The sequence below is a fragment of the Paenibacillus agri genome (genome assembly GCF_013359945.1).
In the GTDB taxonomy this organism is placed as follows: Bacteria; Bacillota; Bacilli; order Paenibacillales; family Paenibacillaceae; genus Paenibacillus_AQ; species Paenibacillus_AQ agri.
The window spans coordinates 103489-123217 of sequence record NZ_JABWCS010000216.1; the positions used below are offsets into that span (position 1 = coordinate 103489).

Genomic DNA, 19729 nt, shown 5'->3' on the forward strand with positions numbered 1-19729 from the left:
CACTTTATGTACATTGTGTCTTGAAAATCTTGGGTTTATTCCAGGTTTTTTTTGCCATTATGAAAACAACCGCTCACACAGTGTGCCATTCCGTCTATTTTGGTAAACAAAAAAAGAGAGTGCAGCCGCAATCTGCGACTCCACTCTCTTTGAACGGCCTGACATGCAAGCCTGTATTATATACTATTTCAAAACGTGAATCGGGTGACCTTCTACCAGTTCAGCTGCTTCCATGACGATTTCGCCAAGGGTTGGGTGAGCGTGGATAGTCAGAGCGATATCTTCAAGCGTAGCGCCCATTTCAATAGCCAGACCCAGCTCAGCAATCAGGTTAGAAGCTTCGATACCGACGATTTGCGCGCCGAGTACAAGGTTGTTCTCGCTGTTAGCTACAATCTTGATGAAGCCTTCTGCACCGTTCAGGGAGACTGCACGTCCATTACCCGCGAACGGGAACTTGCCGCTCTTCACTTTGTAGCCTTTATCCTTAGCTTCTTTCTCAGTCAAGCCAACGCTGGAGCACTCAGGATCTGTGAAGACAACAGCCGGAATGACTTTGTAGTCAACCACGGAAGTGTGTCCTGCGATCGCTTCTGCAGCAACTTTACCTTCGTAAGAAGCTTTGTGAGCCAGAGCCAGACCAGGAACAATGTCCCCGATAGCGAAGATGTGTGGAATGTTAGTGCGTCCTTGGTGGTCAACTTTGATCAGACCGCGCTCGTCAAGCTCAACGCCGATAAGGTCCAGACCAAGCTCACCATCCGTGTTTGGACGACGGCCAACGGTAACAAGCAAGTAGTCCGCAGTAACTTCTTTGGACTCACCGTTCACGGAGTACTTCACAGTAACTTCCTTGTCGTTTTGTACAGCACTCTCAGCTTTAGCATTAGTAACGATCTCGATGCCAGTCTTCGCCATGTTCTTGGCTACCAGACGAGTCATGTCTTTGTCGAAGCCAGGAAGAACAGTATCCAGACCTTCGATGATGGTTACTTTAGTACCGAATTTAGAGTACATTTGACCCAGCTCAGCACCGATGTAGCCGCCGCCGATAACGATCAGGCTCTTCGGAATTTCCGGAAGCTCAAGCGCTTCAGTGGAGGACAAGATACGTCCGCCGAACGGGAATGGTTTGAGTTCAATTGGACGGGAACCTGTAGCAATGATGCAGTTCTTGAAACGGTAACGCGGAGATTCGTGATCGTTGAATACCCGTGCTTCTGTTTCGCTGATGAACATGCATTCACCGTTGAAGATTTCGATTTTGTTGCCCTTCAAGAGACTAGTCACGCCGCTAGTCATTTGCTTAACGACTTTGTTCTTGAACTCTTGAGTTTTAGAGAAATCCACTTTAACGTTATCAGCAGTTACACCATAAACGTCAGCATGTTGTGCAGACTCGTATGAGTGAGCTGCAGCGATCAGTGCTTTGGACGGAATACAACCACGGTTCAAACATACGCCGCCGAGTTCCGATTTATCTACGATAAGCACTTTTTGACCAAGCTGAGCAGCACGAATAGCTGCTACATATCCGCCGGGACCTGCACCAATGACCAATGTATCAATATCGAGTGAAGCGTCTCCCACTACCATATTATTACACCTCCATAACTAGCATATCAGGATTAGCAAGCAATGTTTTAATGTAGTTCATGAAATTCTGTGCTGTTGCGCCATCGATAATACGGTGGTCAAAGCTCAGGGACAATGCCATTACAGGAGCAGCTACGATTTCACCGTTCTTAACAACTGGTTTCTCAGTGATACGGCCTGTACCCAGGATCGCAACTTCAGGGAAGTTGATGATTGGAGTAAAGAACATACCGCCTGCGGAACCGATGTTGGAGATCGAGATGGTGCTGCCTTTCATTTCGTTCGGAGTCAGCTTGCCTTCACGACCACGCAGTGCAAGGTCACTAATGGCGCTAGCAATCATCCAGATGCTCTTACGGTCAGCATCTTTGATAACTGGAACGATCAAGCCGTTATCAGTATCAGTTGCGATACCCACGTTGTAGTATTTCTTGTAGACAATTTCGTTGGACTCTTCGTCAATAGAAGCGTTAAGCGCAGGGAATTGACGGGAAGCTGCAACGAGTGCCTTCACGATGAACGGAAGGTAAGTTACCTTCACGCCTTTTTTCTCAGCTACAGGTTTCATGCGGGCACGGAATGCTACCAGTTCAGTTACGTCTACTTCGTCCATGATCGTAACGTGTGGTGCAGTGTAAGCCGATTTAACCATAGCGTTCGAGATGGCTTTGCGGATACCTTTGAATGGTACGCGCTCTTCTTCCAGGCTCACGTTGCCTGCAGAAGCTGCTGCTGCCGGAGCAGCTTTCTCTTCAGTCTTAGGCGCTTCAGCAGAAGCTGCTGCTGCCGGTGCTGCTACAGAACCACCGTTTTGGAAGGCTTCAACATCCTCACGAGTGATTTTTCCGCCTTTACCAGTGCCATTGACTTTAGAGATGTCAACGCCTTGTTCACGAGCAAACTTGCGTACGCTTGGTGTAGCCAGAACATCACGGTCTGGAGCTGGTACAGCTGCAGGAGCTGCTCCGCCTTCTTTAGCATCAGCAGGGCTGCTTGCTGCAGGAGAAGAAGTTGTATCAGCGCTACCTTTTGCTGCGTCAGCTTCTTGGGAGTGCGCTTCTGCATTTCCATCATCCGGGATATCGCCTTCAGCATCGATTACAGCTACAGTTTGGCCTACGTGGAACACGTCGCCGTCTTTAGCCAATACTTCGAGAACGGTACCGTTAACCGGACAAGGAACTTCAACAACCGCCTTGTCGTTTTGTACTTCCATAATGATATCTTCATCGGTTACTTTGTCGCCGACTTTGATAAGCACTTTGATGATTTCGCCTTCATGCAATCCTTCGCCCAGCTCAGGGAACGGGTAATTATATTTAGCCACGTTCAAGTACCTCCTTATGGTAATAGAATGTCGTGATGAGTGTTTATATTAAAATTCCAGAACTTTCTTAACGCCTGCAATTACGCGGGCAGGGTTAGGCAACCAAGTATCTTCGATTTGCGCGAACGGATAAATGGTGTCCGGTCCAGCTACACGAAGCACTGGAGCTTCCAAGTGCAGGATACCTTTTTCGTTGATTTGTGCAATAACTTCAGCGGCTACGCCGGAGCTCTTTTGAGCTTCTTGTACCACAATTGCACGGTTTGTTTTCTTCACAGATTCCATGATGGTGTCAATGTCGATCGGGCTAACGGTACGCAGGTCAATAACTTCAGCGTGAATGCCTTCCTTCTCGAGTTGATCAGCCGCTTTAGTAGCTGTGTGAACCATCAGGCCGTAAGCGATAATGGTAACATCAGAACCTTCGCGAACTACATTGGCTTTACCAAGCTCAACGGTGTACTCACCTTCAGGCACTTCAGCGCGGAAAGCATGGTACAAGTTAAGGTGCTCCATGAAGAATACCGGGTCGTTGTCGCGGATCGAAGCGATCATCAGACCTTTAGCATCGTAAGGGTTGGAAGGAACTACTACTTTAATACCCGGGCTTTGGGCAATCAAACCTTCCAGGGAGTCAGTGTGCAGCTCAGCCGCTTTAACACCGCCGCCAAATGGCGTACGGAATACGATTGGTGAGTTGTATTTGCCGCCGGAACGGTAGCGCATACGTGCAGCTTGAATTACGATTTGATCCAGAGCTTCATAAATAAAGCCGATAAATTGAATTTCTGCGATTGGACGGAAGCCTTGAATACCAAGACCTACAGCCAGACCACCGATAGCGGACTCGGCCAGCGGAGTATCAAATACACGATCTTCGCCAAACTCTTTTTGCAGACCTTCAGTTGTGCGGAATACACCGCCTACATTACCAACATCTTCCCCAAAAACAAGGACGTTAGGGTCACGATTCAGTTCAACGCGGATTGCGTCGCGGATCGCTTCTTTCAAGTTCATTTGTGCCATGCCTGTTATCCCCCTTATTCAAAATCGGCTTTTTGCTCTTCCAGATGTTTCGGAGTTGCCTCGAACATGCTGTCAATCAAGCCGGAAACGGTCATTTTTTCGGTTTGTTCTGCTTTTTTGATTTGCTCATTAACAGTAGCTTTTGCTTCTTCTTTCACGCGTGCTGTATCTTCTTCGGTCCAAAGGCCTTTTTTCTCCAGATACTTAGCAAGACGGGCAATTGGGTCCTTCTCGCTCCATTGTCCTTCTTCTTCCTTAGAGCGGTATTTGCTCGCATCGTCAGAAAGGGAGTGTGGACGGAAACGGTAAGTTACAGCTTCGATCAGGGTAGCGCCTTCTCCGTTACGAGCACGCTCAGCAGCTTCTTGAACTGCGCTGATAACCGCGAAGATATCCATACCGTCAACCTTGATTCCCGGAATACCGGCTGCAACCGCTTTGTGAGCGATAGACTTAGAAGCCGTTTGCTTCGAGAATGGTGTGGTGATGGCGTAACCGTTGTTTTGAACAAAGAAAATTACAGGCAGTTTAAAGCGTCCAGCAAAGTTAAGGCCTTCATAGAAGTCGCCTTCGGAGGAACCGCCGTCACCTGTATAAGTAATCGCTACATTCTTCTGGTTCTTCAATTTGAAGCCCATTGCAATCCCTGTAGCATGCAGAATTTGTGCACCGATGATGATTTGCGGCATCAGTACGTTTACACCGTCAGGAATTTGTCCACCATGTTGGTGTCCGCGGGAATACAGGAATGCTTGGTACAGCGGGAGGCCATGCCATACAAGCTGTGGAATATCACGGTAGCCCGGGCAGATGAAATCTTCCTTCTGCAGCGCGAACTCACTACCGATCATTGTAGCTTCTTGACCGGATACCGGTGCATAGAAACCGAGGCGACCTTGACGGCCCAGGTTAACCGCACGGTCATCCCAAGTACGGGTAAATACCATACGGTACATAATTTCTTTCAATTGATCATCAGTAAGAGCAGGCAGTTTATCTTTATTGATAACTTCTCCATCCGGGGAAAGTACCGAAAGAGCCTCGACGTCCTCTGTGTACACTTCATAAGGAACTTTACTCATTATCATCTTCACCTCAACAAAAAAATTTGAATATCAGTTGCCTCTGTTATAGAATTATTATACACCTGTTTTATCTATTTCGTCAAAGAAATACGCATAAAATTTATGTTTCCATAAATTTTGTATGTATAACAGGTTTAATTTAATTGTATAACAGATGCCATTCATTTTGACAAGTAAATGATGTATGCCACATTTACCCCTTGGTAATATTATCGTATTGCCGTCGTGAATGCAAAATTCGACAAGAAAGGTGACAAGAACAGCTATGAGTGATTCTGTTTTTCTGAAACGTACAATTGTTAAAAAAAACCTGTGGAGCGAATCGCTGCAGGAGGAACGCAAGCTGCGGATCTACCTCCCGCCCGGCTACAATGAAGTTCTCAGTTATCCCGTAGTCTACTGCCAGGATGGTGAGGAGTTCTTCAACTTCGGACGAATCGCTACGCTGGCAGGCCAGCTGATCCTGGAAGAAGATGTCGAACCTTTCATTATTGTAGGCGTTGAAGTTGACGTGAAAGTTAGAACTCAGGAATACGCCCCATTCGGCAACCGGTTTGAGCAATACCTGTCTTGCTTCGCCGAAGAAATTATTCCCTTCATCGAACACAATTATCCGGTACGGCGTACGCCTGCTGAACGGATTCTGGCTGGCGACTCTCTGGGAGGCAGTGTGTCCCTCCATCTGGCCTTAGCATATCCATCCATATTTAACCGTATCCTCAGCCTTTCCGGCGCCTTTTATCCCGAGACGCGTGAAATGATCGAAGATGAAGAGGATCTCTCCTGGCTTACTATTAATATGGTAGTTGGACTACAGGAGACGGAATATAAGACGGATACAGGCGTTTATGATTTTGTTGATATGAACCGCAAGACGAAAGCGCTGCTTGAAGAGCGCGGAGCCACAGTATCATACCGGGAGAAAGACGGCGTTCATCTCTGGGGATTTTGGCAGAAAGAACTGCCCGAATCGCTACTCTATTTCTTTTAAACACCTGAAACAGCCTTGAGACATGCAAAAATGAACATCATGAGAACAATATGTAGATTCCCTGCGTGATTACGCTTTCAGGGCGGTAGGGGCAGAAACGGTCCCCCGCCCTTCTCAAGGACGGTTGTTCCGAATCTTAAAGCATGAACTAGAGCTTCTCCCTAACGATGGTGTCTAACAGCACGTCGCAACCAGCATCCATCAGCTCATAGACCTGTTCAAAGTTTCCGGTAAAGTAAGGGTCCGGCACTTCGCGCAGCTCTTCCTCCGGGAGCAAGTCCATAAAGAACAACAGCTCGGCCTCTTCTCCGCCCTGGAGCTTCCGCACATTGGTTCCGTTAGAATTGTCCATACAAATGATATATTGATAATTCTCAAAATCATCGCTGGACACCCGGCGAGCTTTCATCCCCTCATAACTGATCCCATGCTGATCCAGAATACACCGCGTCCCTTCATGCGGAGGGTTGCCGATATGCCAGTCCCCTGTTCCTGCAGAATCCACAGTAATCGAACTAGACAAGCCGCGTTCATGGATCTTGTGGCGCAGCACAGCTTCAGCCATCGGCGAACGGCAAATATTGCCGAGACAAACAAACAGTACGTTTACGATTTCACTCACCTCCAAATCTCTTTTCTATACAATCCAACAGCTTCCAGCATCTCGCTGGACACGCTATTCTTATTTTAGCGTTGTCCGGGGCAATTGTACAACCTTTCAAACTGCATTATACTTGATACTTGGTTCTGGATCAGAATCTTTAGAATTGTAAGGAAGGGGAGGATTAGTGATGCCATCCGGAAGAGTCGTTATTTGGGCCGGTGGGGAGCTGTCTCCGGAACATTTGAATGTATTAGATGAAGAGGATTTTATTATCGGTGCCGATCGGGGTGCCTTATTCCTCATTAACCATGGCATTACGCCGGATCTTGCGGTCGGAGATTTCGATTCTGTATCCCCGGAAGCCCTGCAAGACATTAGGAACAGAAGCCGGGAGATCATTACCTGTGATGCAATAGACAAAGATCTGACCGACAGCGAGCTGGCCCTGGACCTGGCGCTGAACAGATCGCCCTCATCGATCCTTATGCTGGGTGTGACGGGATCGCGGATTGATCATATGCTGGCCAGCATTCAAATGATGACACTGGCGATGCAGCGTCAGGTGAGCTGTTCCATCATGGACAGTCATAATTACCTTACCCTTACAGGATCACAAGCCCTCGTTGAGGATCGCGGCTTCACCTATGTATCCCTGCTGCCTCTAACGCCTGAAGTGACCGGAATTACGCTGGAAGGCTTTCAATATCCGCTGAGCAACGCCACACTGAAGCTTGGTCAGTCACTTGGTGTCAGCAACAGACTGCTAGGGGCGTCCGGAACCGTATCGATTGAGAGCGGCCTGCTGCTGATTATTCAGAGCAAGGATTGAATTACATACGAGATTTAGAGACATGGTTGTTACTTTTAAAATCAATATGTTCAGGCCGGAAATCCCTTGCTGCTAAAGGGTTTTCGGCTTTTTTCATTCTATCATCCGCTGTAAATATTAATTTTTTGTAACTTTTAATCGTTTTTTAATAAAACGCTTACATCCCTTGCCCCGTCTCTATTTGCCCCACCTCTTCCAATATATAGGCACTAGATTACCTGCTATACTACGAATCAGCGAAAGAAACGAAACATACGAAACAAACCTTGGAGGGAATCACAACATGAATAAACAACAATGGTTCAAAAAAGCAATCGTCATCGGGATGTGCACTACTATTGGCCTGTCCACACTGGCAGCAACTGAAATCGGCACTCCACACGCCGCAGCAGCTACAGCGTCTAAAGGACAAAGTATTGTAAATCTCGGTAAAAAATATATGGGCGTTCGTTATGAATTCGGAGCATCTACTTCAAGCACTCGTACCTTTGACTGCTCGTCGTTCACCAAATATATTTTTGGTAAATACGGTGTTAATCTGCCCCGTACTTCTGTAGCCCAATCCAAAGTAGGCAAAGCCGTCTCGAAAGCCAATCTGCGTGTCGGAGACCTCGTATTCTTCTCCAGCGGCAGCAGAGCAAACGGCAAGAATGTTACTCACGTAGCAGTGTATGCCGGCAATGGTAAAATTCTGCATACCTACGGCTCGCCAGGTGTTACGGTCTCGGATCTGAACTCCGGCAACTGGAAAAGAACGTACCTGAAAGCCCGCCGCGTACTGTAACAGCTCTAAAGATTAGAGTTTTGACTATGATAGAGGATTGGATTCAGCATGTGGCGTCTCCGTGAGACGCCCTCATTACATAGCCGGTTCCCCTTATCGTGTGAATGAGTTTGTTCCGATAGCCCTTGTCCACCTTCAGGCGGATATGCCGGATATACACATCTACGACATTGGTGTCCGCCTCAAAGTTATAGCCCCAGACCTGCTGCAAGATTTCGGTTCTGGGGCATATTTGTCCTGCATGAACTGCCAAGTAATAGAGCAAGTCAAATTCTTTGCCTGTTAACTTCAGCTGGTTGCCATCCCGGTTCACATGCCGGCTGCTAGGGTCCAGAATCAACCCATCAATTTTCAAAAGATGATTCTTGCGGCGGCGTCCGCTGAGAATTAGTAAATTTAAGATACGACAGGTCAGTTCCCCTGTATGAATGGGTCGGGACAGATAATCATTTGCCCCTGCCTTGAAAGCTGCTACCGCATCTTCTCCAGAGCCTGCTCCTGACATGACGAGTACGGGTAGATCCATCCCTTGGTCCCGTAGCTCGGTAACGAGCCGCCAGCCCTCCCATTCATCAGCCCGCTCCAGCTCAGCCAGGAGTAGTATGGGATCGCCTCCGGTTAACAATAAGCGAAGATCGCGAAGATCTTCGCTTATTGTTATTTCCAGGCCGGCTTCCAGCAAGGCCTGAAGAACGGCGTCATGGTCTATTTTTTCCTGAGTATAAGTCCCGCTGTTAGTCCCTTCTCCGCTATCCTTCCGTTCTTCTTGGATCCATATGATTCTCTCGTTCACCGCTGCCGTCCTCCGCATCACGACTTCATCACTGCCGGGCAACCCGGCACAGATAACCCTAGCGTGCCCCATATACAAAAAGAGCATTCCATCATCGATGAAATGCTCCCTCTTTATTTTGCTGTCAGTTTTCTTTTACAACATCGATTTCTTGAAATTTCGCTACTTCCGTCTCCCACCGTTGCTTTACAAATTCCTGATGGATGGGGTGATTCATGTAAGTATCAAAAGCTTCCTGGCCGTCAAACTCCATGCTGAAGCCAAAATGGAAATCGCATTTCGGACTGACTTGACGCAGGACCTCGAATTCTTTTACCCCTATAATGGAGGTTAAGATTCTCTCCCCATCCTTGAGAAATGCTGCTGTCTCCGGTGCATCCACCGGATATTTCAAGCTGAAGTAAACCATATGCCGCAGAATTCCGTTGTTCATGTTATTTGCCTCCTCATTATTTATACAGACTGTGACGACCACTGCTCGACATCCCAAGTCTTCGTTACCCAGTCTTCATAGAATTCAGGTTCGTGGGACACGAGCAGAACAGTCCCTTTGTATTCCCGCAATGCACGTTTCAATTCTGCTTTGGCGATCACATCAAGGTGATTGGTCGGCTCATCGAACAGCACCCAATTGCTCTCACGCATCAGCAGCTTACACAAACGCACCTTAGCTTGTTCCCCACCACTTAACATACTGAGCGGACGGGTGATATGCTCATTTTTCAGGCCACAGCGGGCCAAATGCGCACGCACCTCGTGCTGATTAAGACTGGAGAACTCGTTCCATACATCATCAATCGGCGTAATATTGGCAGCCTTAACCTCTTGCTGGAAGTAGGCTGGTGTAAGGTAATCACCAAGATACGTTTTTCCGCTGTATGCCGGGATTACGCCTAGAATCGTCTTCAGCAGTGTCGATTTACCGACACCGTTGCAGCCGACAATGGCAATCTTCTCCCCGCGTTCAATGGTCATATTCAGCTTCGGCAGAAGCGGGCGATCATAGCCGATCTCAAAATCAATGCCTTCGAAGACTGTTTTACCGCTAGCCCGTGATTCCTTGAAGACGAAGGTCGGTTTAGCCGCTTCATCTGGCCGGTCGATTCTTTCCATCCGATCCAATTGCTTCTCGCGGCTCTTGGCCCGGCCAGAAGTTGAAGCCCGCGCTTTATTGCGCTGAATGAAATCCTCTTGCTTTTTGATAAACTCCTGTTGCTTCGCATAAGCTTCAATATGCTGGTTCTTGTTCAGTTCTGCCATCTCAAGGAAACGCTCATAGTTCCCGGTATATCGGGTCAGCTTCGTAAACTCCAGATGATAGACAACATTCACGACCTTGTTCATGAATTCCGTATCATGGGAGATCAGAATAAATGCGTACGGATATTGCTTCAAGTAGTTCGTCAGCCAGTCGATATGTTCCACATCAAGATAGTTGGTAGGCTCATCAAGCAGCAGTACACTAGGCTTCTCAAGCAGTAGCTTGGCCAAAAGCACCTTGGTCCGCTGCCCCCCGCTCAGGGAAGCTACATCACGATCCAGACCGATCGCAGATAAGCCGAGACCATTCCCCATTTCTTCTACCTTCACATCGATCAGATAAAAGTCGCCAATCTCCAGCTCCTCTTGAATCTCTCCCATCTGCTCCAGCAGCACTTCAAGCTCTTCAGGCGTGGCTTCACCCATCTTGTCGGTAATGGCCATCATATCCTGCTCCAGTTGCAGCAGCGGGAGGAAGGCATCTTTCAGCACATCACGTATGGTTTTGCCGGGCGTCAGCTTCGTATGTTGATCCAGATAACCATAGCGCACACGCGGCGTCCATTCTACTTTCCCGCTGTCTTTCAGCAGTTTTCCTGTCAAAATATTCATCAATGTCGATTTGCCTACACCATTCGCTCCAACCAATCCGACATGCTCGCCGGCCAACAGCCGGAACGATACATCCTTGAACAACTGGCGTTCACCGAAATTGTGGGCAACCTCTTCTACTGTCAGTAAACTCATAACTTCTCTGCAAGCTCCTATCTATATTTTAAAATGAGACGAGATTGCGTAACATACAACGATTCATTTTAGCATAAGTATGCGTCACTCTGACACAGAAAATTAAATAAGACAAACTTTAAGGTTTTCACTTAAAGCTCGGTCGTCACTACAGCGAATGTTCGGACTTCCGGTCGCTGTCTTATCCAGTTTTCTTTGATTATTCCGCTATTCGCGGATAAAATCCGGGAACAGATTACGCTTACGCTTCCGATGCGAGCTTTCCTGCAGAAAGCTTTCAGGCGAACATTATCGCTCCTACAGTTCCAAACCTTCCCCTCCGTTCCTTCTCGCTTTTAATCATTGCCTTTTCCCGCGAAAAAGAGCGCTGCGCCGCTGACGCTTCCGCATAGCTATGGCCTCCTTCAGCATCACTTCCAGCACGTCACCGAGCTTTCCCTTCGAGTGGAAGGGATCATGCTGCAGAGGCAATGCATACACCTCGGCTGTACCTAGCGCTTTCTGCAACAGTACAGCAGCGTTGTCTCCAGCCAGCGGCAGACCCACCTTCCAGCCCTGCTGCGGCTCAAGCCGACGCCGGCGCAGCCAGTGCAGCACCTCCCCAAGACGCCAGTCTGCCCCTGAAGCAATCAGCAGCCGCACATCGCTCTGATCGAACTCTTCAAGGGCTCCCTCTTCGCTAGCGGTACCGAGGTCCAGTACAATGAAAGAATAATCGCCCTCTGGGAGCCTGCCGCTCCCTTTATCCGGACAAGTCCAGTAATGAACATTGTTCCACGCAAAGGAAGCAACATCGTACATACCGGTTGGAACGAGGTCCTGCCCCTGAACCATCGCATAAAGATTATGGAACACACCGCCATCCGGAGAGCCGTCAACCCAAGCCGTGAGACCGTATCTGGACAGACGAGCAGCTACAACTAAAGAGGTATGCGTCGTCCCAAGCCCGCTTGCTGTACCAGCTAGTGACACCACTACTGCTTCCGTCACGCGTGAGGTTAGGTGTGACGGTGTTTCCTCCACTCGAGATCGGCCGCTGAGATCTAGTGAAGCCAACGCTTCCAGAACCGCAGCAGCGCTAGGGTACCTCTCTTCAGGGCGCTGCCGGAGCAGGCGGCGCAGAACCGGAATGAATTGGGGAGGGACGACGCCCTGCAGCCTGGACTCCATGCCTGACCCCCAGCTGCAGTATTTGCCCCCGGTGACCAAATGGAGCAGCAGAGCCCCAAGGCCATAGAGGTCAGAGACCGGCTGGCTCTGCCCGGCATATTGCTCCGGCGCAGCAAAGCCCACAGTCCCCAGCTTGCTCGTATCGCCATCCCCTGAGCGTCCATAGTTTCGGGCAATGCCAAAATCGATCAGCACCAATTCATGCTGCCCTGTAAGCATGATATTGGACGGTTTCAGATCCCGATAGATAATCGGTGTAGACAGATTATGCAGGTACTTCAGCACTTCAAGCAGCTGCACGGCATACTGGATCACTCGATCCCAGGGCAGTGGTCCCGGGTGAAGCTCCAGATAACGGCTCAATGTTACCCCATCGATATAATCCATCACCAGATAAGAATACCCGTCTTGGTCAGGAGGGTAGAAATCAGTTACTCTCGGCAGTCTGGGATGATTCAACGAAATCAGTAGTTCCGCCTCGGCTACAATATCACCTGAAGCATATTCCGTTATGCCTGGGCTTACACTTTCCTTCACCGCCCACCACTTGCCTGGCAGCCGCAGGTCTTCGGCCAGGTACACATGACTCATCCCCCCGGACCCGATTAGCTCGGCGACCCGATAGCGTTCTTCAATTAATCGTCCTACTGCTAGCTTCGATGGATACAGCATATACACATCTCCCCCTTTATGATTGCTCATTGTAAATTCAGTGATTGAATAAAAGATCTGCCTCGAAACCAAGGCTTGCCCACTCAAGGATTATTTACTGAGAGAGCGGACTCCAGAGAACTTATGCCTTATTCAGCAAGCTGATTCAAGAAGCTAACGGACCTTAGAGACGCTATACTTAATCAGCAAACTAATTCAAGAAGCTAACGAACCTCAGAGACGCTATGGCCTATTCAGCAAGCTGATTCAAGAAGCTAACGGACCTCAGAGACGCTATACCTATTCAGCAAGCTGATTCAAGAAGCTAACGGACTCCAGAGACGCTATGAGCAGAAAATCTGTGTAAATTTTGCTGTTCAGTAGGAAATAACGTCATCTGAGTCCGCTACATGCTCCAGAACAGCTTCATCCCGCAAATAACGGCTATACAGTCCGTTCGCTTCTATAAATAAGCTTCAATCTACAAAAAATAAGCTCCAATCTGCCAAACCGATGTTCTCACGAAGTCGTTTGTTCTTATTCTTTTGCTAATCTCAGATGATGATATTGAGCCAGAATAAAAATATATAAAAAAGAAAGCACCGCCGCTGACGTATTACCGGCGGTATGCCGGTCGTCAACGGGATGCTTTCCCAGAACATAAAATAATAATGTAGTTAATACTTAATCATATAAAGTGTAATCTCATCACGGTTATGGAACAGCTGCTTCGCCCGCTGGATTTGCATACGTTCGCTCTCGAACATAGCGATGAGCTCCTTAATCAGCGCAAGTGGCTTCTTGTGCATCAGCTTCACTGTCACGATGGCAGTCCCTCCAGGAGCCAAGCTGTGCAGTTGTGATGTCACAAGCTTCGCCATCAGCTTAGGACTCCAGCTCATATCGCAAACGAAGAGATCAAATTCGTGATCCTTGAATTTCACATCTCCGGCGTTCTTGCGCAGCACCTTTAGACCAGGAGCGTTACGCAAGGAAGCGTGCATCAATGCCGGGTCTACGGCTGTGACCTTTATGCCACGTTCCAGAAGGAATGAGGTCCAGCCGCCCGGCGATGCACCGATGTCCACGGCATTGCGGAAGTTCGCAAATGGAATGCTGAACTCCTTCTCCGCTTCCATCAGCTTGAATTTGGCGCGGGAGATTTGCCCGTCTTCCTTGCGGAAGCGGATCGCTCCACCGTTCCAGCTGGAGAGGTTGTCCTCCGGCCGTGAAACCCCGGCGTACAGAGCATCCTGGGTCGCGTAAACGGAAATGACCCACGCCGGCTCCTGAACAGTGAACTCAGCTTCAAGGTTTTGCAATTCTCCCTGAAGCCATTCGCGCAGCTCACCTGGACTCTGCTCCCAGAAACAATCCGCGCTCTTGCGGACATGCAGCGCCACCTTCACGCCTTCCAGCTCACTGCGACGGCTCAAATAGGTAGCCAGACGCTGCAATGCTTCCATACTCCCCTCGTCCTGAAATTGCACAGGCTGAATATGCCGTAAAAAGATTGGCGGCTGCTGCGCCAGCAGTCCGGCCACCTCCTCAGGCTTTGCCTGAAGGGTAGCCAGGAAGATTTCACCTGGCAGCAACAGCGTGCTTTTTACAGCCCCGAACAAACGGCGCAGTTCTTCCTGCGCATAGGGAGCAAAACCATGATTGGCAGTACAAATATAACGTGAGATTACTTCTTCCGAAGCAGTTTCCTGCTCCGTTCTATCTTCTATCAAGTTGTTCAAATGGATATGCCTCCAGGTCTAATTTTTATCCAGGGACGACCGTTTTCCCATTCCACATGGACAGGGATATCATAGGTCGCCCTAATCATCTCGTCCGTCAATACTTCTTCCTTACGGCCGGAACCGGCCAGCTTTCCGTCCTTGATCAACGCCACATGACTGAACAACGGCACAATCTCTTCAATATGATGCGTCACATATACCACTGTAACTTTGCGCTGTCTCAGCTTGTCCACTTCATCCAGCATTTTCTCACGCTCGTACAGATCGAGCCCCGCACAAGGTTCATCCATGACCAGCAGCTTGGGATCAGCCATCAAACAACGGGCCAGCATGACTTTTTTACGCTCTCCCTGTGAAAGAGTCCCCAAAGAATGGAACGCAAGCGCACCAAGATTCATATCTTTTAACAGCGCGAGGGCCCGTTCCTTTACATCTTCCGGGATACTCTGGTAGAAACGCAAGAATGCATATGCTCCAGTAGCCACGACTTCCCACACCGGATCGTTGAGCGACAGCTTCTCCATCAGGGAAGGTCCGATATAACCAATCTCCTTCCGCACTTCACGCAGATCGCATTGTCCGTAAAGATTGCCAAGAACCTCGATTGTGCCGCTACTCGGAAACATATATCCGGTCAGCATCTCCAGAATCGTGGTTTTACCGGAACCATTCCGGCCCAGAATTGCCCAATTTTCACCTTCTTTAATTTCCAGCGACACATCGTCTAGGATCAGACTCTCTTCCCTGCGGAGCGTAAGATGTTGTAATGATATCATGGCGTAATCCCCCTCCTTATGTATTCCAGCACCCGTTCTACCGAACTCATCGCATAATGAACTTCTGGCGGTGTCAGGCGGTCAGCTTGAGCCACTAGAAGAGCAGGTACACTGGATATACGGTAACTCCCCACAATTTCCGGCAGCATGTTCACATTTGCCTCGTGAATCACAAGATCCTCTGGCAGCAAATGTCCTGCGATCTCCAACATTCGGTGAGCAACTTTACAGGTTCCACATAGTGGTGTATGAAGAAAGACTACCAGCGGCTTGCCGGGAATCTCCAGTGCTTTCAGTAATTCAGATTCCTTTATCTCCTGTGTCATCATAAGGCATCGGCACCAGAAGCAATCTTGTACAGTTGCTCCACACTTAGCGGACCGTTATGCAGAGCCGTTCCAGCCGGCTTAGCCGGGTACAGGATTTCGAACATTTCCTTGCGGCCCCAAGGACTGGAGGTGTGCAGAAAAATAGAACGAGGGAACAAACCCTCCAGCACGATCCGTTTAGCCACTTCACCGCCATTATGGTCATCAGGGCCCATGTCATAATCCAGCGATAAAATATCAACTTCACAATCCCGCAGCAGCATCAGACATTCTTCTGTCGTCCGGGCCAACGCAAAACCCTCCGGCCGCTTACGGTAATCATCCATATATACGTTAATCAAGGTCAATCCTCCGTTCCAAACCAGGCCTTTACCAGGGATATCTCTCGGGAATGACTTCCGTCCGGTCCCTTCTCTGTCTCCATAACAAGCGCTGCACCCTGCAGCGGCTCTGAAGTCAATAGTCCAGCCAGACCCTTCTCTCCGATATACCCCTGCCCAATGGCAGCATGTCTGTCCCTGCGTGAGGCTAAAGGGTACTTTGAATCATTGAGATGTATGGCAACGAGATTCGGCCAATAGCCGAGGTCGTCTCCACGGCGGAGCAGTGCCTCCGTATCTTCCGGGTTCCAGATTCCAGCGGCATAAGCATGGCAAGTATCGAAGCAGAAGCCGATTTTCTCCGGATATTGGCTCAGTTCACGAACCTTCACCAATTCCTCCAGCGTCATACCCTCCCGGCCGTGATTGCCGGCTTGATTCTCGATTAAGAGCTTAGTTCGGCCTTCCCACGACGCCAAGGTTTCATTCATACATTGTATAATATTTTGATAGCCTTGTAACGGCTCCATCCCGCCAAATTGTCCAAAATGCACGACAATCCCCAGAGAGCCGCAAGCTTCGGCAATCTCCAGATCATTTCGCAGCGAAGACACCATAACCGCTCCAGGTGTTGCAGCACCCTTTCCCGCCGCCATATTGGTCGGATAAGGCGTGTGGGCAATAGAGACGATTCCGTGCTCCCGACAAAAGGATGCGCAGTCCTCAGCATCCCGGCCATCGACCGGTTTAAGCTTCAGACTGCGCGGATTTTTCGGAAAATACTGAAAGCTTGTCGCACCGCTCTCCCAGGCGAACCGGGCCGCTCGGCCGTATCCGCCGCGGATGCTGACATGTGCCCCGATTTTAGGGCTATTGTTCATGCTGGCAGTCCGGGCAATAGAACACTTTGCGTCCGGACAGCTCGATTTTAACAACTGTTCCCCCTCCGCGCAGGCAAGGTTCGCCTTCACGGTCATACACCATGCATCGATCGTTATACGTTCCTGTGACGGTATCGCCATTCATAAATGGCATTTCCATATAGCCGCCGATCTCGGTTGCGTCGGTCAAAACCTTACGGATGGCCTCATACAATCTTGCGATGGAATCCTGTGTCAGGTTCTGCACAAGCGCAGAAGGCAGCAATCTGGCCTCAAAAGCAATCTCATCAGCATAGCAGTTGCCTATGCCAGCGATGAACTGTTGATTCACAAGCAGGCTCTTCAGCGCGCCGCGCCGACCCTTGAGCATCCCTGTGAAACGCTCCAGGGTCATCCGCCGATCTAACGGTTCTGGTCCAAGCTTGCCCATCGCGGCTTCCGCTTCCTTAACCGACAGCAGATGCAGGTAGCCTAGCCGCAAACCCATGAAATAGAGGATATGATCGCCAAAAGTTATCTCCACCTGAGTGTTGCGGTCCGGTCTTTCTTCCTCAGTGCCATAGAAAAGCAATCCGCCGAGCATTAAATGCAGCAGCAGTCTGCGGCCGTCATGCAAGTGGAACAGAATATGCTTAGCCCGTCTCTCCACAAATACAACACGCGCGCCGACCAGTGCTTGAGTGAACGCCTCAGTCTCCAGATTAATGGACTTCTCTCTATTCACAGTTACGCCTGTAATCGGCACGTTAATAATATGTTGACCAAGCCTTTGTCTATAGTTCTCCATTTCCGGCAGTTCCGGCATATCTCAATCTTCCCTTCTAGGTTGGTGGAATGGTTGTTCCTATGCCATTATACACCGAGAAATGCTTGAAGTTCAGTTAAATCGGCACAAATGACATCCGGGGTAATTCCCGTGATCTCTTTATAATGTTCCAGGTTCTCAGCATTGGTGAGCCCTGTATAGACCAATATGGTTTGGCAGCCTGCACGTGCACCTGCTGCGATATCCGTCCGCATGTTGTCTCCAACCATAATAGCAACTCCGGGCTCAATCCCCAGCCGATCTGTTGCATATGCTATCAGGTGGGAATGCGGTTTGCCAATAACTACTGGAGCAACCCCGGTGGCTGCTTCAATAGCAGCCCCGATCGTTCCTGCACCTGGCATGATTCCGCCATCACCTGGCAGCATCAGATCCGGGTTCGTCAGTACTGATCGGGCACCACCCAAAATCCAGCGCTGGGCCTGTGCCAGCTTGTCATATGTAAAGGAACGATCGATTCCTTGAACGACATACTGGGGCGATTCTGTCACAATATTCAGACCCGCCTCTTCACAAGCTTGGTGCAAGCCTTTTTCTCCAAGTATCGCCACGGATGCCCCTGGCGATTCCTCGGCAATATAGCGGGCAGCCGCCAGCGAGGAAGTGCATACTTCATCAGCCTTGGCTTCAATTCCCATACCTCGCAAATGTGCCGCTACGTCCTCCGCTGTACGCGAAGAATTATTGGTCACGAACAAGAAGGGGATATTCGCTTTTCTTAAGCCAGCAATCAAGGTATCCGCGCCCGCAATCATCGTCTGACCATGATACAAGGTTCCATCGAGATCAATTAGCAATCCTGAGATTTTATTCATAGCTTCTCCTTTGCCAATGGCAAGAACTATATTTAATGATGTGAATTAATCATACAATGAATTAAATATTCCCTTATGTTATAAGGCTTCCAGATTACTCCAATACAACTTTCACCATAAAGCCTTTATATTTCAACGCACTTTGTCGACCCAAATCGAACCCGGATTGGGTTCCGGCATTTTTTGGACAAGGCTGTCAGTTCCTGCGCTTTCCCGGAAAATAATTATTTTCCGGGCGCTCTCCGAAACACCGGAAATGTGCTGAACTCTTCGGCTAGTAACGTCTCCGGGAAGACGGCTTGCGCCTCTTCCTGAAGCGGAGCCAGTTCATCAAATGAAATGTACCGGGAACTGAAATGGGTTAGGAGCAGTGAACGTGCTCCGGCGTCGCGTGCAGTCTCCGCAGCCTGCCTTGCCGTACTGTGATGATACTGATGAGCCATTTCTGCCAGATCATGGGCGAAGGTGGCTTCATGGATCATCAGGTCGGCATCCTGTGAGAGGCGAAGGGCTTCCTCACAGGGTCTTGTGTCTCCAAGCACTGTTACGATGCGACCACGCTTCGGCTCGTTGACAACATCAGCAGGTTGGATGACCAGCCCATCCGGTGTTGTTACGGCCTCCCCTTTCTTCAGCTTGCCGTACAGAGGACCCGGTTTAAGTCCATAGCCTAGCAGACGTTCTGTATTGAGGCTGCCGGGGCTGTCCTTTTCCGTTACACGGTATCCATAACTATCAATCCGGTGCTCAAGCAGGCCCGCCTCCACACGGAAGCTTGCGTCCTCGAAGACAACTCCCCCGGTATGCTCCACGATTTCCAGCTTATAAGGGATACGGGACTGACTGACGGACAACGAGATCTCGAGATAATCTTTCAACCCCGGAGGTCCATACACAGTAAGCGGAGCAGTACCTCCTTGATAGCCTCGACTGGAGATTAATCCAGGCAATCCGAACAAATGGTCACCGTGCAAGTGAGTGATGAAAATCTTCTCCAACTTGCCGAGTCGCAGCGGAGAGCGAAGAACCTGATGTTGTGTCCCTTCTCCGCAATCAAACATCCAGAAGCTGCGCCGCTCTTCCATCAGACGCAAGGCAATCGAAGTCACGTTTCTTTGTAAGGTCGGCACCCCGGCGTTGGTTCCTAAGAAGTATATTTCCATAGCTCTCCTCC

At 49.3% G+C, this 19729-nt stretch carries 20 protein-coding genes; 3 read left to right on the forward strand and 17 right to left on the reverse strand.

What is annotated here, in order from left to right; all coding sequences use genetic code 11:
• Positions 1–183 precede the first annotated feature (183 nt).
• From lpdA to pdhA, 4 genes are read right to left on the reverse strand one after another with little or no spacing between them, the layout of a single operon-like run.
• Positions 184–1596, reverse strand: coding sequence for a dihydrolipoyl dehydrogenase (lpdA, locus tag HPT30_RS20835; protein WP_175373248.1), 1413 nt, complete (start codon positions 1594–1596; stop codon positions 184–186).
• A 4-nt stretch (positions 1597–1600) separates the two neighbouring features.
• The gene (locus HPT30_RS20840) at positions 1601–2923 is read right to left on the reverse strand and encodes a dihydrolipoamide acetyltransferase family protein (RefSeq protein ID WP_175373249.1); all 1323 of its coding nucleotides are present in this window, start codon (positions 2921–2923) and stop codon (positions 1601–1603) included.
• Between the two features lie 48 nt (positions 2924–2971).
• Positions 2972–3949 carry an alpha-ketoacid dehydrogenase subunit beta gene (locus tag HPT30_RS20845; RefSeq protein ID WP_175373250.1) on the reverse strand — a complete coding sequence of 326 codons (978 nt, stop codon included), beginning with the start codon at positions 3947–3949 and terminating at the stop codon, positions 2972–2974.
• A gap of 14 nt (positions 3950–3963) precedes the next feature.
• Complete coding sequence (gene pdhA / locus HPT30_RS20850) at positions 3964–5031, reverse strand: pyruvate dehydrogenase (acetyl-transferring) E1 component subunit alpha (RefSeq protein WP_175373251.1); 1068 nt, start codon at positions 5029–5031, stop codon at positions 3964–3966.
• Positions 5032–5299: 268 nt separating this feature from the next.
• On the opposite strand from pdhA, the gene HPT30_RS20855 reads away from it, so the two are divergent.
• Positions 5300–6025 (forward strand): alpha/beta hydrolase, encoded by a 726-nt coding sequence (locus HPT30_RS20855; protein WP_175373252.1) that lies wholly within the window; start codon positions 5300–5302, stop codon positions 6023–6025.
• A gap of 148 nt (positions 6026–6173) precedes the next feature.
• Here HPT30_RS20855 and HPT30_RS20860 read toward each other — a convergent pair whose 3' ends face one another.
• Positions 6174–6638, reverse strand: a complete 465-nt coding sequence (locus HPT30_RS20860; protein WP_175373357.1) for a low molecular weight protein-tyrosine-phosphatase — start codon at positions 6636–6638, stop codon at positions 6174–6176.
• A 178-nt stretch (positions 6639–6816) separates the two neighbouring features.
• On the opposite strand from HPT30_RS20860, the gene HPT30_RS20865 reads away from it, so the two are divergent.
• Positions 6817–7458 (forward strand): thiamine diphosphokinase, encoded by a 642-nt coding sequence (locus HPT30_RS20865; protein ID WP_175373253.1) that lies wholly within the window; start codon positions 6817–6819, stop codon positions 7456–7458.
• A 283-nt stretch (positions 7459–7741) separates the two neighbouring features.
• A complete protein-coding gene (locus HPT30_RS20870) occupies positions 7742–8242 on the forward strand; it encodes a C40 family peptidase (RefSeq protein ID WP_175373254.1) in 501 nt (166 codons plus the stop codon).
• A gap of 43 nt (positions 8243–8285) precedes the next feature.
• Here the strand turns inward: HPT30_RS20870 and HPT30_RS20875 are convergent, their stop codons facing one another.
• The 12 genes from HPT30_RS20875 to rnz all read right to left on the reverse strand — a co-directional run bounded on the left by HPT30_RS20875 (position 8286) and on the right by rnz (position 19718).
• A complete protein-coding gene (locus HPT30_RS20875) occupies positions 8286–9035 on the reverse strand; it encodes a response regulator (protein ID WP_175373255.1) in 750 nt (249 codons plus the stop codon).
• A gap of 124 nt (positions 9036–9159) precedes the next feature.
• Positions 9160–9468, reverse strand: a complete 309-nt coding sequence (locus tag HPT30_RS20880; protein ID WP_175373256.1) for a Dabb family protein — start codon at positions 9466–9468, stop codon at positions 9160–9162.
• A gap of 20 nt (positions 9469–9488) precedes the next feature.
• On the reverse strand, positions 9489–11042 hold the full coding sequence (locus HPT30_RS20885) for an ABC-F family ATP-binding cassette domain-containing protein (protein ID WP_175373257.1): 1554 nt from the start codon (positions 11040–11042) through the stop codon (positions 9489–9491).
• Positions 11043–11381: 339 nt separating this feature from the next.
• Positions 11382–12884, reverse strand: a complete 1503-nt coding sequence (locus HPT30_RS20890; protein ID WP_175373258.1) for a serine/threonine-protein kinase — start codon at positions 12882–12884, stop codon at positions 11382–11384.
• A gap of 656 nt (positions 12885–13540) precedes the next feature.
• Complete coding sequence (locus HPT30_RS20895) at positions 13541–14611, reverse strand: SAM-dependent methyltransferase (RefSeq protein WP_175373358.1); 1071 nt, start codon at positions 14609–14611, stop codon at positions 13541–13543.
• The gene (locus HPT30_RS20900) at positions 14602–15384 is read right to left on the reverse strand and encodes an ABC transporter ATP-binding protein (protein WP_175373259.1); all 783 of its coding nucleotides are present in this window, start codon (positions 15382–15384) and stop codon (positions 14602–14604) included. Before HPT30_RS20900 ends, HPT30_RS20895 begins: the two co-directional genes overlap by 10 nt.
• Complete coding sequence (locus HPT30_RS20905; protein ID WP_246317310.1) at positions 15381–15713, reverse strand: thioredoxin family protein; 333 nt, start codon at positions 15711–15713, stop codon at positions 15381–15383. Before HPT30_RS20905 ends, HPT30_RS20900 begins: the two co-directional genes overlap by 4 nt.
• The gene (locus HPT30_RS20910) at positions 15710–16054 is read right to left on the reverse strand and encodes a cyclic-phosphate processing receiver domain-containing protein (protein ID WP_175373260.1); all 345 of its coding nucleotides are present in this window, start codon (positions 16052–16054) and stop codon (positions 15710–15712) included. Before HPT30_RS20910 ends, HPT30_RS20905 begins: the two co-directional genes overlap by 4 nt.
• Before the next feature lie 2 nt (positions 16055–16056).
• Positions 16057–16914: a deoxyribonuclease IV gene (locus HPT30_RS20915; protein WP_175373360.1), complete on the reverse strand. Its 858-nt coding sequence runs from the start codon at positions 16912–16914 to the stop codon at positions 16057–16059.
• Positions 16904–17719 carry an Fpg/Nei family DNA glycosylase gene (locus HPT30_RS20920; protein WP_175373261.1) on the reverse strand — a complete coding sequence of 272 codons (816 nt, stop codon included), beginning with the start codon at positions 17717–17719 and terminating at the stop codon, positions 16904–16906. The genes HPT30_RS20915 and HPT30_RS20920 overlap by 11 nt, the downstream gene beginning before the upstream one ends.
• A gap of 47 nt (positions 17720–17766) precedes the next feature.
• Positions 17767–18555 (reverse strand): TIGR01457 family HAD-type hydrolase, encoded by a 789-nt coding sequence (locus tag HPT30_RS20925; protein WP_175373262.1) that lies wholly within the window; start codon positions 18553–18555, stop codon positions 17767–17769.
• A 224-nt stretch (positions 18556–18779) separates the two neighbouring features.
• On the reverse strand, positions 18780–19718 hold the full coding sequence (gene rnz / locus HPT30_RS20930; RefSeq protein WP_175373263.1) for a ribonuclease Z: 939 nt from the start codon (positions 19716–19718) through the stop codon (positions 18780–18782).
• Positions 19719–19729: the final 11 nt, after the last annotated feature.

Excerpts from the sequence above, each read along its gene's own strand:
- lpdA (WP_175373248.1), bottom strand. The coding sequence starts at position 1,596 with ATGGTAGTGGGAGACGCTTCACTCGATATTGATACATTGGTCATTGGT.
- HPT30_RS20845 (WP_175373250.1), bottom strand. The coding sequence starts at position 3,949 with ATGGCACAAATGAACTTGAAAGAAGCGATCCGCGACGCAATCCGCGTT.
- pdhA (WP_175373251.1), bottom strand. The coding sequence starts at position 5,031 with ATGAGTAAAGTTCCTTATGAAGTGTACACAGAGGACGTCGAGGCTCTT.
- HPT30_RS20855 (WP_175373252.1), top strand. The coding sequence starts at position 5,300 with ATGAGTGATTCTGTTTTTCTGAAACGTACAATTGTTAAAAAAAACCTG.
- HPT30_RS20865 (WP_175373253.1), top strand. The coding sequence starts at position 6,817 with ATGCCATCCGGAAGAGTCGTTATTTGGGCCGGTGGGGAGCTGTCTCCG.
- HPT30_RS20870 (WP_175373254.1), top strand. The coding sequence starts at position 7,742 with ATGAATAAACAACAATGGTTCAAAAAAGCAATCGTCATCGGGATGTGC.
- HPT30_RS20880 (WP_175373256.1), bottom strand. The coding sequence starts at position 9,468 with ATGAACAACGGAATTCTGCGGCATATGGTTTACTTCAGCTTGAAATAT.
- HPT30_RS20885 (WP_175373257.1), bottom strand. The coding sequence starts at position 11,042 with ATGAGTTTACTGACAGTAGAAGAGGTTGCCCACAATTTCGGTGAACGC.
- HPT30_RS20890 (WP_175373258.1), bottom strand. The coding sequence starts at position 12,884 with ATGCTGTATCCATCGAAGCTAGCAGTAGGACGATTAATTGAAGAACGC.
- HPT30_RS20900 (WP_175373259.1), bottom strand. The coding sequence starts at position 15,384 with ATGATATCATTACAACATCTTACGCTCCGCAGGGAAGAGAGTCTGATC.
- HPT30_RS20905 (WP_246317310.1), bottom strand. The coding sequence starts at position 15,713 with ATGATGACACAGGAGATAAAGGAATCTGAATTACTGAAAGCACTGGAG.
- HPT30_RS20915 (WP_175373360.1), bottom strand. The coding sequence starts at position 16,914 with ATGAACAATAGCCCTAAAATCGGGGCACATGTCAGCATCCGCGGCGGA.
- HPT30_RS20920 (WP_175373261.1), bottom strand. The coding sequence starts at position 17,719 with ATGCCGGAACTGCCGGAAATGGAGAACTATAGACAAAGGCTTGGTCAA.
- HPT30_RS20925 (WP_175373262.1), bottom strand. The coding sequence starts at position 18,555 with ATGAATAAAATCTCAGGATTGCTAATTGATCTCGATGGAACCTTGTAT.
- rnz (WP_175373263.1), bottom strand. The coding sequence starts at position 19,718 with ATGGAAATATACTTCTTAGGAACCAACGCCGGGGTGCCGACCTTACAA.